The organism is Pseudomonas sp. NCHU5216 (assembly GCF_052156495.1).
Taxonomy (GTDB): Bacteria; Pseudomonadota; Gammaproteobacteria; order Pseudomonadales; family Pseudomonadaceae; genus Aquipseudomonas.
On sequence record NZ_JBQLIX010000011.1, the window covers coordinates 121391 to 136114 of the forward strand.

The 14724-nt window shown below is 64.3% G+C and carries 9 protein-coding genes; 1 reads left to right on the top strand and 8 read right to left on the bottom strand.

The window, feature by feature from the left end; all coding sequences use genetic code 11:
• Positions 1-75: 75 nt before the first annotated feature.
• The 3 genes from ACSVIK_RS10820 to tam all read right to left on the bottom strand — a co-directional run bounded on the left by ACSVIK_RS10820 (position 76) and on the right by tam (position 3402).
• Positions 76-1200 carry a branched-chain amino acid ABC transporter substrate-binding protein gene (locus ACSVIK_RS10820; protein ID WP_442444329.1) on the bottom strand — a complete coding sequence of 375 codons (1125 nt, stop codon included), beginning with the start codon at positions 1198-1200 and terminating at the stop codon, positions 76-78.
• Positions 1201-1554: 354 nt separating this feature from the next.
• Positions 1555-2583: a GlxA family transcriptional regulator gene (locus ACSVIK_RS10825; RefSeq protein WP_442444330.1), complete on the bottom strand. Its 1029-nt coding sequence runs from the start codon at positions 2581-2583 to the stop codon at positions 1555-1557.
• A gap of 57 nt (positions 2584-2640) precedes the next feature.
• Positions 2641-3402 carry a trans-aconitate 2-methyltransferase gene (tam, locus tag ACSVIK_RS10830; RefSeq protein ID WP_442444331.1) on the bottom strand — a complete coding sequence of 254 codons (762 nt, stop codon included), beginning with the start codon at positions 3400-3402 and terminating at the stop codon, positions 2641-2643.
• A 297-nt stretch (positions 3403-3699) separates the two neighbouring features.
• Here tam and ACSVIK_RS10835 point away from each other — a divergent pair, with 297 nt between their 5' ends.
• Positions 3700-4707, top strand: a complete 1008-nt coding sequence (locus ACSVIK_RS10835) for a TRAP transporter substrate-binding protein (RefSeq protein WP_442444332.1) — start codon at positions 3700-3702, stop codon at positions 4705-4707.
• A 40-nt stretch (positions 4708-4747) separates the two neighbouring features.
• Here ACSVIK_RS10835 and ACSVIK_RS10840 read toward each other — a convergent pair whose 3' ends face one another.
• The 5 genes from ACSVIK_RS10840 to tpx form a co-directional block, all read right to left on the bottom strand.
• Positions 4748-6154, bottom strand: coding sequence for an efflux transporter outer membrane subunit (locus ACSVIK_RS10840; RefSeq protein ID WP_442444333.1), 1407 nt, complete (start codon positions 6152-6154; stop codon positions 4748-4750).
• A gap of 89 nt (positions 6155-6243) precedes the next feature.
• Entirely contained in the window at positions 6244-9348 is a 3105-nt protein-coding gene (locus ACSVIK_RS10845; protein WP_442444334.1) for a multidrug efflux RND transporter permease subunit, read from the bottom strand.
• A 94-nt stretch (positions 9349-9442) separates the two neighbouring features.
• A complete protein-coding gene (locus tag ACSVIK_RS10850; protein ID WP_442444335.1) occupies positions 9443-12535 on the bottom strand; it encodes an MdtB/MuxB family multidrug efflux RND transporter permease subunit in 3093 nt (1030 codons plus the stop codon).
• Positions 12532-13755: an MdtA/MuxA family multidrug efflux RND transporter periplasmic adaptor subunit gene (locus tag ACSVIK_RS10855; protein ID WP_442444336.1), complete on the bottom strand. Its 1224-nt coding sequence runs from the start codon at positions 13753-13755 to the stop codon at positions 12532-12534. The genes ACSVIK_RS10850 and ACSVIK_RS10855 overlap by 4 nt, the downstream gene beginning before the upstream one ends.
• A gap of 174 nt (positions 13756-13929) precedes the next feature.
• Positions 13930-14430, bottom strand: coding sequence for a thiol peroxidase (gene tpx, locus ACSVIK_RS10860; RefSeq protein ID WP_268184000.1), 501 nt, complete (start codon positions 14428-14430; stop codon positions 13930-13932).
• Positions 14431-14724: the final 294 nt, after the last annotated feature.

Here is a 14724-nt window from a genome sequence, read left to right on the forward strand (position 1 = left end):
AGAAGACAGGCATCGGCGCGCGATGCCGGAGAGAGAGCGCACGACGGCCAGGACGGCCGCCGCGCGCGGGCGGAATCAGGGCAGTTGGTGGTACTTGCCCTGGTCGTCCCACTCGTACATCACGTAGTCGGAGACCTGCAGATCGCCCTTATCGGTGAAGGCCTTCTTGCCCATCACGGTGTCCACGCTGTGGCCCTTCAGCCATTCGCTGGCCTTGGCTCCGTCGGTGCTGCCAATGGCGTTGAAGGCGGCCGCCAGAGTCTGCAGCGAGGCATAGGAGTACAGGGTGTAACCCTCCGGCTCGAAGCCGTTGGCGCGGAATTTCTCGATCACCGCCTTGCCTTCAGGGATCTGCCGCGGGTCGGCGCCGAAGGTCATCAGCACGCCCTTGGTGTATTGTGGGCCGCCGGCGGTAGTGACCAGTTCGTCGGTCACCACGCAGTCGCCGGAAACGAAGGTGGCGTTGACGCCTTGCTCACGCATCTGCCGCACCAGCGGCCCGGCCTCCGGATGACAGCCGCCGAAATAGACGACATCGGCATCGGCCGCGCGAATCTTGGTCACCAGTGCGTTGAAGTCCTTCTCGCCACGGGTCAGGCCCTCGTACAGCACCGGCTCGATGCCGCGTTTGGCCAGTTGCGCCTTGGTCGCATCGGCCAGGCCCTGACCATAGGTGTCCTTGTCGTGGATCACCGCGACCTTCTTCGCCTTGAGCTTGTCGACCAGGTAATCGCCCGCGACGATGCCCTGCTGATCGTCACGCCCACACATGCGGAACATGCCGGTCAGGCCGCGTTCGGTGATCTGCGGGTTGGTCGAGCCGGGCGTGATGGCGATGATGCCGGCCTCGTCATACACCTCGGACGCCGGCATGGTCGAGGACGAGCAGAAGTGACCGATCACCCCGACCGCCTTGTCCGAATCCACCAAGCGGTTGGCCACGGAAACCGCCTGCTTCGGCTCACAGGCATCGTCGGCCTTGATCAGCTTGATCATCTCGCCATTGATGCCGCCGGCAGCGTTGATGTCCTCGGCGGCCTGGGTCGCCCCACGCCAATACTGCTCGCCATAGGAGGCATTGGCACCCGTATGCGGGCCGGCCACGCCGATCACGACATCGGCCAGCGCCAGGGAAGATGAGCCCATCGCGGCGCTAACCGCTAAGGCCAGAAAACCTTTTCTGCAAATCTTCTGCGACATGGAGTGCTCCTGAGTGTAGGTTTTGGCAAGCACTGACAGAGCAAGGCTTATGCCACTGAAAAAACCGACAGAAAGTAAGCAACTCCATGCTCTGCATGCAGCCGAACGGCCTGTCATCGGACACCCCGCGCCCTGCTGGCGCCCACCAGCGCTGGCCAGCACGCGCATTTTCAGCAATGGTATCGAGCCATATCGCAACAGGGCCCCAGCTTAGTGCGAGGGTTTCCCCATCCGCACCAACAGCCAGCATCACCCAGCGCGGCGCTCAGGATCTGTGGGACGGCTACAGGGTCGCCAATCGGGCCTCATCAACGAGCGCTGCACCAAGCTGGAATGCGCAGGCACCGCTCCTCATTACCCATTGCGCCGCTTACGGAAGCGCCCAGGGGCGACACCGAACATTTCCCGGAAACGCCGCTGAAAATGCGAAAGGGTGACGAAACCGCAAGCGACCGCGACCTCGAGCAAAGACTTGTTGGTGTACTGCAGCAATTGCCTCGCCCTTGAAAGGCGCAATTCCAGGTAATAACGCGGCGGGGTCGCTTTCATATGACGGCAGAACAGGCGCTCGAGATGACGACGCGAAATGCCTGAGTAACGCGCGATCTCATCGATTTCGATGGGGTCTTCTATGTTGCTGTGCATCAGCTCGAGCGCCGTCCTGAGCGGGTTCGGCAAGGTGGTATCGAGATCGATCGAGGCGACGGACACGTCATAGGTCTGGCCCATCCTGTCGCAGCTCAGCACCTCTTCGACCGAACCTATCAGGCCGGCATCCGCAGTCTTGCGCACGACCTCCAGCATCATGTTCAGTGAGCTGTTTGCTCCAGCACAGCTGATTCGCTTGCGATCGACCACATAGGAGTGAGTGGTCACCTTCACCCTGGGGAAGAGCTCGGCCATCATCACCCGCCCTTCGGGGTGAAAAGCGCACTCATGGCCATCCATCAATCCCGCTTCAGCGAGAAAGTAGGCGCCGTTCCACAGCCCGCCAAGCAGGGCACCGCCAGCGTCGGCCTGACGCAGCTTGGTTTTTAGCAAAGGGATGGTGTGCAGATGGGTTCGGAACCCACCGCACACCACGACCATGTACATGCCGCGCCCATTCAGATCAGCGAGCCGGCAGTCGACCGCGATGGAAATCCCCAGGTCGCTGACCACGACGTCCTGCTCCCCCACCACGAGCACCTGGTAAACAGGCGTGCCGTTCATGAGATTGGTGGTGACCAAGGCATCCACTGCGCCGGTGAATGCCATCATCGAGAAGTTTTCCAGCAACACGAAGGCCACTGGAAAAACAGCGGCGGGCCTTGCGTCACCTGGCTTGGGCTCCAGGTGCATACGATTCTTGTCTTTCAGAACACTCTCGAACGATGTTTTCACTGAGCTGAGGACTCCTGGCGAAGGTAATAGACCTTAGCCTGTGCACGAGGCCAGCGACTAACGCCGCGCGACCACGAACAAGCGTGGAAACGGCAGCAATACCCGGCCATCGCCCTGCTGCGCATAGGCCTCGGCGATCGCTGCCTGGTAGCGCGCCAGGAATGCAGCCTGCTGCCCGGCATCCAGCGGATGCAGGAACGACAACAGCGCTGTGGACTTGAACCACTCCACCACCGCTGCTGCATCCTCCAATACATGAAAGTAGGTGGTGCGCCAGATATCCAGCTCGCTGGCATGAGGGCCGAGGATGTCGTAATAGGTCTGCGCGCTATGCCGCTCGGCATGGCGCACCTCGCCGATGCGCGCCGCCCATGGGCCATCTGCCGCCACTTCGCGGGCCAGACGGTGCGCCGGCTCATTCAGGTTGTCCGGCGTCTGGATCGCCAGCCAACCACCAGGCGAGAGTTGCGCCAACAGACGCGGATAGAGTTGCGCGTGATTCGGCAGCCATTGCAGCGAGGCATTGGCCAGGATCAGTTGCGGCGCAACCTCGGCCTGCCAATGCTGGATATCCGCCAACTGGAAGTTCACCTGCGGCAGCCGCTCACGCGCCGCGCGCAACATGTCCTCGCTACTGTCGATACCCACCACCTGCGCCGCTGGCGCGTGGGCCTGCAATACGGCGGTGGAATTGCCGGGGCCACAACCCAGATCCACGGCCCGTTCGATGCCCTGCTGCGGCACCGCCGCCAGCAGGTCGTGTACCGGGCGGGTGCGCTGACGCTCGAACAGAGAATATTGCTGAGCAGACCAGGCCATTGTCAGACTCCTTCATTTCACTCGCAGCGGCAGGATACAGGGCTCACCGGCAGTTTTCCGCTTCCCGTCACGCCATCACTGGCGGAAAGCCGCCATGCTGCGTGAACTGGGTCACAGCCCTTTTACGCAAGCCAGCACCCTGGCGGAAAATCGCCACAATGGCATAAGCCTTGCGACTGGACGGCACGCCCGTTGCCCAACACTACACTGCCTTGAACATCGCAACGGGCCCGAGCGACCAACACAGAGCGCCACCCACGAGCGTTCACACCACCGACAAGAAGAAAAGGAAGCAGTATGTTCGACACCCTCCGAGCCCTGGTTACCGGTGCCTTGGCGCTGGCCGCCCTCAGTTGCCAGGTGGCGCTGGCCGATGAACCTATCCTGATCAAGTTCTCTCACGTGGTTGCCGACAGCACCCCCAAGGGCCAGGGCGCATTGCTGTTCAAGCAACTGGTGGAACAGCGCCTGGGAGACAAGGTAAAGGTCGAGGTTTACCCCAACTCCAGCCTTTACGGCGATGCCAACGAGCTGGAGGCACTGAGCAAGAACGAGGTGCAGCTGTTGGCCCCTTCCCTGGCCAAGTTCGAGCAGTACACCAAACAACTGCAGGTATTCGACCTGCCCTTCCTGTTCGATGACCTGGAGGCGGTCAACCGCTTCCAGAAGCGCGCCAAGGGCCGCCAGTTGCTGCGCTCGATGGAAGATCACGACATCGTCGGCCTGGCCTACTGGCACAACGGCATGAAGCAGTTGTCTGCCACCCGCGCACTGCATGTTCCCGCCGACGCCAAGGGCCTGAGCTTCCGCATCCAGCCCTCGGTGGTACTGGAGGCGCAATTCGCGCAAATTGGCGCAAAGAGTCAGAAACTGCCCTTTTCCGAAGTGTTCGACGCCCTCAAGAGCGGCCAGGTACAGGGGGCCGAGAACCCCTGGTCGAACATCTACAGCAAGAAACTGCATGAAGTGCAGCCTTTCATCAGCGAGACCAACCACGGCGTGCTGGACTACATGCTGGTGAGCAACTCACGCTTCTGGTACAGCATTCCGCACCATATCCGCACCGAGCTGGAAGCCATCATCGACGAAGTCACCTATGCGGTGAACAAGCAGGCCGAGGCCGACAACCTGGCCGACCGCCAGCGCATCATCGACTCCGGCCGCAGCCAGGTCATCAGCCTCACCCCTGAACAACGCCAGGCCTGGCGCGACGCCATGCGCCCGGTGTGGGCGCAGTTCGAGGAGCAGATCGGCAAGGACGTGATCAAGGCGGCGCAGACGGTCAACCGCAAGCATCGCGACTGAACCATCCCGACGCGTGGCGGGAAATCGCCACGCGTGCCTGTTACTCGGACGCCTGCTCGCCCTGCCAGCCGCCCCCCAATGCCGCGATCAGTTGCACGCTGGCCAGCAGGCGATTGCCCAGCAGGGTCAGGTTGGAGCGCTCGTTGTTCAGCGCCGTGGCCTGCACGTTGACCACGGCGTTGTAGTCGACGGTGCCGGCGCGGTACTGGTTCTCGATCAGGCGTAGCGACTCGCGCGCGGCATCCAGCGCTTCCTGCTGTACGCCGCTTTCCTGCTCCAGCACGCGCAACTGCACCAAGTAATCCTCCACTTCACGAAAGCTGTCCAGCACGGCCTGGCGGTACTGCGCCACGGTCTGGTCGTACACCGCCTGGGTGCGTTGCAGTTCGGCGCTGCGTGCGCCGCCATCGAACAGGGTCAGGGCCAGTTGCGGGCCCAGCGACCAGAAACGGTTGGGCACCTCGATCCAGTCGGCGAAGCTGCTGCCACGATAGCCACCGCTGGCGCTGATGCTCAGATCCGGGAACCAGGCGGCTTCGGCCACGCCGATGCGGGCGTTGGCAGCCATCACCCGGCGTTCGGCGGCAGCGACGTCCGGGCGCCGTTCGAGCAATTGCGAAGGCAGTGCCACCGGCACCGCCGGCAGGGTCGGCACGCTCGCCCGTGGCGCGATGCTCAGTTCCGCAGGGCTGACACCCACCAACACGGCGATGGCGTGTTCGAGTTGGGCGCGTTGCCAGTTCAGATCGATGGCCTGGGCCTGGGTGCTCTTGAGCTGCGTGGTGGCCTGGGACACGTCAGACCTGGGCACGATGCCGGCGCCGTACTGGTTCTCGGTCAGGCGCAGCGAGCGTGCATAGGCTGCCACCGTGGCATCGAGCAGGCGCTTCTGCTCATCGAGCACGCGCAATTGCAGGTAGTTCTGCACCAGTTCGCTCTGCAAGCTCAGGCGTACGGCGGCCAGGTCCGCCGCGCTGGCGGCGTAGTCGGCCTGGCTGGCCTCCAGATTACGCCGCAGCTTGCCCCACAGATCCAGCTCCCAGGCGGCGCTCAGGCTCAGGTCGTAGCTCTTGGACACGCTCGAGCCACTGACGGCCGATGAGCCAGCGAAGCGCGAATCGCTGCCCCCGCCCTGCCCGCTGCGCGTTACCCCGGCACTGCCGGACAGCGTCGGCACGAAGCTGGCGCGAGTACTGCGCACCAGAGCCCGGGCCTGCCGGTACTGCGCCTCGGCGGCCGCCAGGTTCTGATTGGACACCTGCAGGCGCTCGACCAGGGCATCGAGTTCGGCATCGCCATATAGCTGCCACCAGGCGCCCCGTTCCAGGGCATCGGCGGGGCTGGCCGTCTTCCAGCCGTCGACCTGTTTGAACTGCGCCGGCACGGCCAGCTCGGGGCGCTGATAGTCCGGCCCCAAAGCGCAGCCGGCCAGTACGCCGAACAGCATGAACAAAACGCAGGAGCGAGCTCTGCTCGCGAACGGGGTGGAGTTAAAAGCTTCGCGAGCAGAGCTCGCTCCTACAGATGCGGAGGGTTTCATAGCGGATTTTCCAGCGAAGCATCGCTGCGCACGCCACGCCAACGATTGACGCGGTGCCGCAAGCGGTCGAAATAGAGGTACACCACCGGGGTGGTGTAGAGCGTCAGCAGTTGGCTGAGCAGCAGCCCGCCAACGATGGTCACGCCCAGCGGTTGGCGCATTTCCGCACCCGCGGCATTGCCCAGCACCAACGGCAGAGCACCGAGGATGGCGGCCAGGGTGGTCATCAGAATCGGTCTAAAACGCAGCAGGCAGGCCTGGCGGATAGACTCCTGAGGACTCAGATGCTGGCCGCGCTCCAGTTGCAGCGCCAGGTCGACCATCATGATGGCGTTCTTCTTGACGATGCCGATGAGCAGGAACAGGCCCAGCAGCGAGATCAGGCTGAACTCCATGCCCACCAGCTGCAACGCCAGCAAGGCACCGACACCGGCCGAAGGCAGCGTGGAGAGGATGGTCAGCGGGTGCACGTAGCTCTCGTAGAGCACGCCGAGGACGATATACACCACCACCAGCGCCAACAGGATCATCAGCGGCTGGTTGCCCTGCATCTGCTGGAAGGCCGCGCCGGTGCCACCCATCATGCCCTGCACCTCGGTGGGCAGCTTGACCCGCGCCACGGCCCGCTCGATGGCTTCGGTGGCCTGCTCCAGGCTCACCCCCTCGGCCAGGGAGAAGCCAATGCTCTCGGCGGCGAACTGGCCCTGGTGCTGCACCCGATCCTCTTCCAGGCTCAGCTCCCAGCGGGCGAAGGTGGACAGCGGCACGCGCGCGCCGTCGGCGGTGATCACCCGGATCTGCCCCAGGGATTCCGGGTACTGGGCATACTGCGGGTCGATCTCCATGACCACGCTGTACTGGTTCAGCGCCTCGTAGATGGTCGAAACCTGGCGCTGGCTGAAGGCATTGTTGAGCACTGCGGTGATCATGCTCATGTCCACGCCGAGGCGGCTGGCCGTTTCGCGATCCACCACCAGGCGGATCTGCTGCGCCCCTTCATTCTCCTTGGCGTCGATATCGGTGATTTCGGGCAAGGCGCGCAGGGCATCACGCACCTTCGGCAGCCACTGGCGCAGGGCGTCGAGGTCATCGGACAGCAACAGGTATTCGGTATCCGAGCTGCGCCCCTCGCGGCCACCGAACTGCAGATCCTGATCGGGCATGAGGAACATGCGCCCGCCCGGCACCTTGGGCACCTCGTGGCGCAGACGGTTGATCACCGCCTGCGCCGACAGCTTGCGCTCTTCGATGGGTTTGAGGCGCACGATCATGAAGGCGTTGTTGATGCCGCTGGCACCACCGATGAAGCCGGCCACGCTGTGTACCGCAGGGTCGGCCAGCAGCGCCTTGCGAAAGGCCTCCATCTTCGGCTGCATGACCTGGAACGACAGACCGTCGTCACCGCGAATGAAGCCGATCAACTGGCCGGTGTCCTGCTGTGGCATGAAGGTCTTGGGCACGCTGACGAACAGATAGAGGTTCAGCGCGATGGTCGCCAGCAGGCTCAGCAGCGTCAGCAGAGAATGGCGCAAGGCCCAGTCCAGGCTTCGCCCGTAGACGCCCAGCACGCGCGCCTGCAAGCGCTCGCCCCACTGCTGCAGGCGCCCACCTGGTTGCTGCTCCTCAGCCTTGAGCCAGCGCGCGCAGAGCATCGGTGTCAGAGTCAGCGACACCAGCAGGGAAATCACGATGGCCACCGCCAGGGTCAGCGAGAACTCGCGGAACAGCCGCTCGACGATGCCGCCCATGAACAGGATGGAGATGAACACCGCCACCAGCGACAGGTTCATCGATAGCAGGGTGAAGCCCACCTCGCGCGTGCCCTTGAAGGCGGCCTGCAGCGGTTTCTCGCCGTTGTGGATGTGCCGGGCGATGTTTTCCAGCACCACGATGGCATCGTCCACCACCAGGCCGGTGGCGATGATCAGCGCCATCAGCGACAGGTTGTTGAGGGAAAAGCCCAGCAGGTACATGGCGGCGAAGCTGCCGATCAGCGATACCGGCACCGCCAGCGCCGGAATCAACGCTGCCCGCCAGCGGCCGAGGAAGGCCAGCACCACCAGGATCACCAAGGCCACGGCGATCAGCAGGGTCTGCTCCGCCTCATGCAAGGTGGCGCGGATCACCGGCGAGCGATCCATCGCCACCTGCAGCTCGACGCTGGCCGGGATCACTTCGCGCAAGGCCGGCAGCGCGGCGCGGATGTCGTCGATGGTCTGCAGGATGTTCGCCCCGCTCTGCCGGTTGATCACCAGCAGCACCGACTCCTTGTCGTTGTAAAAGCCACTGTTGTAGCGATCCTCCACGCCGTCGGTGACGCTGGCCACGTCACCGAGGCGCACCGCAGCGCCGTCCTGGTAGCGAATGATCATCGGCAGGTAGTCGGCGGCGCTGGCTAGCTGGTCACTGGCCTGCACCTGCCAGCGCTGCTGGCCATCCTCTACCGCACCCTTGGGGCGCAACACGTTGCTGGCGGCGATGGCCTGGCGCACCTCGTCCAGGGCGATGCCGTAGTGATCGAGCAGGCGCGGCTCCAGGGACACGCGCACCGCCGGCAGCGAGCTGCCACCGACCTGCACCTCACCAACACCGCCGACCTGGGCCAGCTTCTGCGCCAGGATGGTCGACGCCACATCGTAGAGCTGGCCCTTGTCCAGGGTCTTGCTGGTCAGCGACAGCACCATGATCGGCGCTTGCGACGGGTTGATCTTGCGATAGCTGGGCATGGTACGCATGCCGCTGGGCAGTAGCTCGCGGGCAGCATTGATCGCCGCCTGCACCTCACGGGCAGCGGTGTTGATGTCCTTGTCCAGATCGAACTGCACCATGATCCGCGTATTGCCCTGGCTGCTGCGGCTGTTCATCTGGCTGATGCCGGAGATGGCGCCGAGCGAGCGTTCCAGCGGCGTGGCCACCGTAGCCGCCATGATCTGCGGGCTGGCCCCCGGCAGGTTGGCCTGCACGGTGATCACCGGGAAGTCCATGTTGGGCAATGGCGCCACCGGCAGCAGACCAAAGCTCACTCCACCCAGCAGCATGATCGCCAGGCTAAGCAACAGGGTTGCCACTGGGCGAAGGATAAAGGGGGCGGACAAGTTCATAGCGGCAAGCCACAAGCTTCAAGCTGCATGCGAGAAGCAGAAGCCTGGCAGCGGACTGCCTTCAACTTGCGGCTTGTCGCTTGCAGCTTGCCGCTCATACCCCCACCCCCGCCGCGCTGCGCCCCGTAGCCCGCCGCGACAGGCGATCGAAGTACAGATAGATCACCGGCGTGGTGAACAGCGTCAGCACCTGGCTGACCAGCAGCCCGCCGACCATCACCAGGCCCAGCGGCTGGCGCAGTTCGGCGCCGGAGCCAGAGGCCAGCATCAGCGGAATGGCGCCGAACAGCGCCGCCAGGGTGGTCATCAGGATCGGCCGGAAACGCAGCAATGCCGCCTGGTAGATCGCTGCCTCCGGAGTCATGCCCTGATGCCGCTCGGCCTCCAGGGCGAAGTCGATCATCATGATGGCGTTTTTCTTGACGATGCCGATGAGCAGGATGATGCCGATGATGGCGATCAGGCCCAGATCATTGCCGGTCAGCAGCAGCGCCAGCAAGGCACCGACGCCCGCCGAGGGCAGCGTGGAAAGAATGGTGATCGGGTGGATGTAGCTCTCGTAGAGCACGCCGAGCACGATGTACATGGTGACGATGGCCGCCAGGATCAGCAGCAGCGTCGACGACAGCGAAGCGCGGAAGGCCTCGGCAGCGCCCTGGAACTGGCTGTCGATGGCCGCCGGCAGGCCGATCTCCTGCTCGACCCGTTCGATCACCGCCACCGCCTCGCCCAACGACACCCCTGGCGCCAGGTTGAACGACAGGGTCACCGCCGGAAACTGGCCGATATGGTTGACCAGCAGGCTGGCCGGGCGCTGCTCGACACGGGCCAGCGAGGACAGCGGCACCTGCTCGCCGTCGCCCGTGGCGACATGAATCTGGCCCAGTGCCGCCGGGCCGATGCGCCCGCCGTCGCGGCTCTCCAGCACCACCCGATACTGGCTGGCCTGGGTGTAGATGGTGCTGATCTGGCGCTGGCCGAAGGCGTCGTACAAGGCGTCGTCGATGGCGCTGACCCTGATGCCCAGGCGCGCAGCGGCGTCACGGTCGATATGCAGATACACCTGCAGGCCACGGTTCTGCAGGTCGCTGGCCACATCGGTGAGCTGCGGCTGCCGACGCAGCGCCTCGACCAGGCGCGGCGTCCAGGTTTCCAGCAACTGACCATCGGGCGATTCCAGGCTGAACTGGAACTGGGTGCGGCTGATGCGATCCTCGATGGTCAGATCCTGCACCGGCTGCATGAACAGCTCGATGCCCGGCACCTTGGCCAACTCGGGACGCAGACGTTCGATCACCTCGCTGGCGGTGACGTCACGCTCGGCATGGGGCTTGAGGTTGATCAGCAGGCGGCCGGTATTGAGCGTCAGGTTGTTGCCATCGACGCCGATCGAGGACGACAGGCTGGCCACCGCCGGATCCTTCAGGATCACATCCGTCAGACGCTGCTGGCGTTCGCTCATGGCGGTGAAGGAAATCGACTGCGGCGCCTCGGAAATGCCCTGGATCACCCCGGTGTCCTGCACCGGGAAGAAGCCCTTGGGCACCGCCAGGTACAGCAGCACTGTCAGCCCCATGGTGGCTATGGCCACCAACAGGGTCAGCGGCTGGTGCCTGAGCACCCACTGCAGGCCCTGGCCGTAGCGCTCGATCATGCCGTCGATGAAACGCCCGGCTGCCTGGTGGAAACGCCCCTGCTCGCCGGCACGCTCGACCTTGAGCAGGCGCGCGCACATCATCGGCGTCAGGGTCAGCGACACCACCAGGGAAATCAGAATGGCCACCGCCAGGGTGATGGCGAACTCGCGGAACAGACGGCCCACCACGTCGGCCATGAACAGCAGCGGAATCAGCACGGCGATCAGCGACAGGGTCAGCGACACCAGGGTGAAGCCGATCTGCCTCGCGCCCTTGAGCGCGGCGTTCAGCGGCGACTCGCCCTCCTCCAGGTGGCGGGCGATGTTCTCCAGCATGACGATGGCATCGTCCACCACGAAGCCGGTGGCGATGGTCAGCGCCATCAGCGTCAGGTTGTTGATGGTGAAACCGGCCAGGTACATCACGGCGAAGGTGCCGATCAGCGACAGCGGCACCACCACCGAAGGAATCAGGGTGGCCGACAGCTTGCGCAGAAACAGGAAGGTCACCATCACCACCAGGGCGATGGCCAGCAGCAATTCGTGCTGCACGTCGCGCACGGCGGCGCGGATGGTCTGGGTGCGGTCGGTGAGTACCTTGACCTCGACGCTGGCCGGCAAGGTGCTGGTCAGTTGCGGCAGCAGCGTCTGGATGCGCTCGACCACGTCGATGACATTGGCCCCGGGCTGGCGCTGGACGTTGACCAGCACTGCCTGGTTGCGATCGGCCCAAGCCGCCAGGCGCTCGTTCTCGGCGCCGTCGATGATCTCGGCGACATCCTTCAGGCGCAGGGCCGCGCCGTCCTTGTAGGTCAGGATCAGTTCACGGTATTGCTCGACCGACTTGAGCTGGTCGTTGGCATCGAGCTGGGAAACCCGAGTCGGGCCGTCGAAATTGCCCTTGGGCTGGTTGACGTTGCTGCGAGTGATCAGGCTGCGCACGTCGGCCAGGCTCAGGCCATAAGCTGCCAGCGCCTCGGGGTTGACACGAATGCGCACGGCCGGGCGCTGGCCACCGGCCAGGGTGACCAGGCCGACGCCGCTGGTCTGCGCCAGTTTCTGCGCCAGGCGGGTATCCACCAGGTCGTTGACCTGCGGCAGCGGCAAGGACTTTGAGGTCACCGCCAGGGTCAGCACCGGGGTGTCGGCCGGGTTGACCTTGTTGTACACCGGCGGGGCCGGCAGATCCTCCGGCAGCAGATTGCTCGCGGCATTGATCGCCGCCTGCACCTCCTGCTCGGCCACCGCCAGGGAAATCTCCAGGTTGAAGCGCAAGGTGATCACCGAGGCGCCACCGGAGCTGCTCGAGGACATCTGCTTGAGCCCGGCCATCTGCCCGAACTGGCGTTCCAGCGGTGCGGTCACGGCACTGGTCATCACGTCCGGGCTGGCGCCTGGGTAGAGCGTCAGTACACGGATGGTGGGGTAATCCACCTCCGGCAACGCCGATACCGGCAGCAGGCGATAGGCAATCAGGCCGCCGAGGAAGATCGCCACCATCAGCAGCGTGGTGGCGACCGGCCGCAGGATGAACGGGCGGGAGATGTTCATGGCTCCTTCCGTGCCGCCCCTGCTCCGGGCGCGTCACGCGGCGGCACACTGGTTTCCGCCGGTACCGCTTCGACCACTTCCACCTGGGAGCCGTCACGCAGGCTGTCGGTGCCTTCGAGCACCACCTTTTCGCCAGGCTGCACGCCATTGCCCACCAGGCTGCGTTCGCCGGCGCTGGCGAGGATCTGCAGCGGACGCAGGCTGACCTTGTTGTCGCCATCGACCACGTAGACGAAGGTACCCTGACTGCCGAACTGCACTGCCGCCGAGGGCACGATGGTGACGCCCTGACGGTCATCCACGCGCAGGCGCACGTTGACGAACTGGTTGGGGAAGAGCATCTGCTCGGCGTTGTCGAAGCGTGCCTTGAGCTTCACCGTGCCGGTGGCGGTGTCGATCTGGTTGTCCAGGCTCTCCAGCACGCCTTCGGCCAGCTTGTGGCGCTCGCCGCGATCCCAGGCCTCCACCTTCAGAGTGGCGCCCTCACGGCGGCGCTGCAGCACCTGCGGCAGATCCTGCTCGGCAATGGTGAAGACCACGGCGATCGGATCGGTCTGAGTGATCACCACCAGCGGCGTGGTATCGCCACTGCTGACCAGATTGCCGACGTCCAGTTGGCGCAGGCCCAGGCGCCCGGCAATCGGCGCGCGAATCTGGGTGAAGTCGAGATCGAGCTTGGCCTTGGCTACATCCGCCTGGTTGCTCTGCAGCGTGCCGCGGTACTGGCCCACCAGCGCCTGCTGGGTATCCAGGGTCTGCTTGGCGATGCTGTCCTCGGCGTACAGGCCCTTGTAGCGCTGCAGATCCAGCTCGGCATTGCGCAGTTGCGCCTGGTTCTCCTGCAGCGTGCCTTGCGCCTGCTGCAGCGCCGCCCGATAGGGACGGGGGTCGATCACCGCCAGCAACTCACCGGCCTCGACCTTCTGCCCTTCCTCGAACAGCACCTTGACCAGCTCGCCGTCGACCCGCGAACGCACGTTCACCGTGTTGTAGGCCGTCACCGTGCCCAGGGCCTTGAGCTCGATGGCGAAATCCCCCCGCTGCACCTCGGCCAGGCGCACCGGCACCGGCCCCCGGTCACCGAAACGCCCCAGCCCCATCGTTGGCGCGGGCGTCTTGCTCGGCCAGAACCACCACAGCAGGAGCAGCGCGGCGAGCAGCAGCAGAGCGATCAGCCATTGGCGAGAGGATTTCGTGGAAGCCTGGGGGGTATTGGACATGGAGAGCGCGGGATCACTTCTATAGGAGCCGGAACGATAAGCACTGGGCGACGGCAAGCAAAGCCCATTTACCCGTTTTTTACCCTGCGCTTACGTAACCAACTGTTTGCACGTTCTGCTTGCGCAAATGAAAACGGCCTGCAAGGCAGGCCGTTTTCAGTGCACGGACGCCGCTTACTTGAGCACGGCCAGCGCAGCGCTGTAGTCCGGCTCGTTGGCGATCTCGCTCACCAGCTCGCTGTGCAGCACCTTGTCCTGCTCGTCCAGCACCACCACGGCACGCGCGGCCAGGCCGGTCAGCGGGCCGCTGGCGATGGCCACGCCGTAGTTCTTGAGGAAGTCGGCACCACGCAGGGTAGACAGGTTGATCACGTTTTCCAGACCTTCGGCGCCGCAGAAACGGGCCTGAGCGAACGGCAGATCGGCGGAGATGCACAGCACCAGGGTGTTGGCCAGTTGGCTGGCCTCGCCGTTGAACTTGCGCACGGAGGTTGCGCAGGTCGGGGTGTCGACGCTCGGGAAGATGTTCAGCACCTTGCGCTTGCCAGCCAGGCTGGCCAGGGTGACGTCGCTCAGATCGCCGCCGACCAGGCTGAACGCCGGAGCTTGCTGACCGACCTGCGGCAGTTGCCCCTCGACCTGCACCGGGTTGCCTTTGAGAGTGACTTGCGCCATGGGAACGTTCCTTTTTCAGTGGGTTTTGCGGGAAACCGGTCGCCCAAGCGTTTCGCTCGGGCTTTGTCAGTGGGGTGTCAGACTAGCGCATAACCAGGGCCGATACATCATCGGCCGTGCGGGCGGTCAGCGTGGTTTCAGGAAGATCCTTTGCATGGCATGAGGGATAATTGATTGATACCGGACTAGCAAGTTTGTGTGTTGGTTGTTCTTATGCCTGTTCCGAATTGCCGCGTTTTTGCTGATGTTTTTGGTTTCGCCCTCCCGGGCGAGTCACTTTTGGGGCAAAAGTAA

Coding starts and splice junctions, on each gene's coding strand:
- ACSVIK_RS10840 (WP_442444333.1), bottom strand. CDS start 6,154: ATGCTGTTCGGCGTACTGGCCGGCTGCGCTTTGGGGCCGGACTATCAG.
- tam (WP_442444331.1), bottom strand. CDS start 3,402: ATGGCCTGGTCTGCTCAGCAATATTCTCTGTTCGAGCGTCAGCGCACC.
- ACSVIK_RS10850 (WP_442444335.1), bottom strand. CDS start 12,535: ATGAACATCTCCCGCCCGTTCATCCTGCGGCCGGTCGCCACCACGCTG.
- ACSVIK_RS10855 (WP_442444336.1), bottom strand. CDS start 13,755: ATGTCCAATACCCCCCAGGCTTCCACGAAATCCTCTCGCCAATGGCTG.
- ACSVIK_RS10845 (WP_442444334.1), bottom strand. CDS start 9,348: ATGAACTTGTCCGCCCCCTTTATCCTTCGCCCAGTGGCAACCCTGTTG.
- ACSVIK_RS10835 (WP_442444332.1), top strand. CDS start 3,700: ATGTTCGACACCCTCCGAGCCCTGGTTACCGGTGCCTTGGCGCTGGCC.
- tpx (WP_268184000.1), bottom strand. CDS start 14,430: ATGGCGCAAGTCACTCTCAAAGGCAACCCGGTGCAGGTCGAGGGGCAA.
- ACSVIK_RS10820 (WP_442444329.1), bottom strand. CDS start 1,200: ATGTCGCAGAAGATTTGCAGAAAAGGTTTTCTGGCCTTAGCGGTTAGC.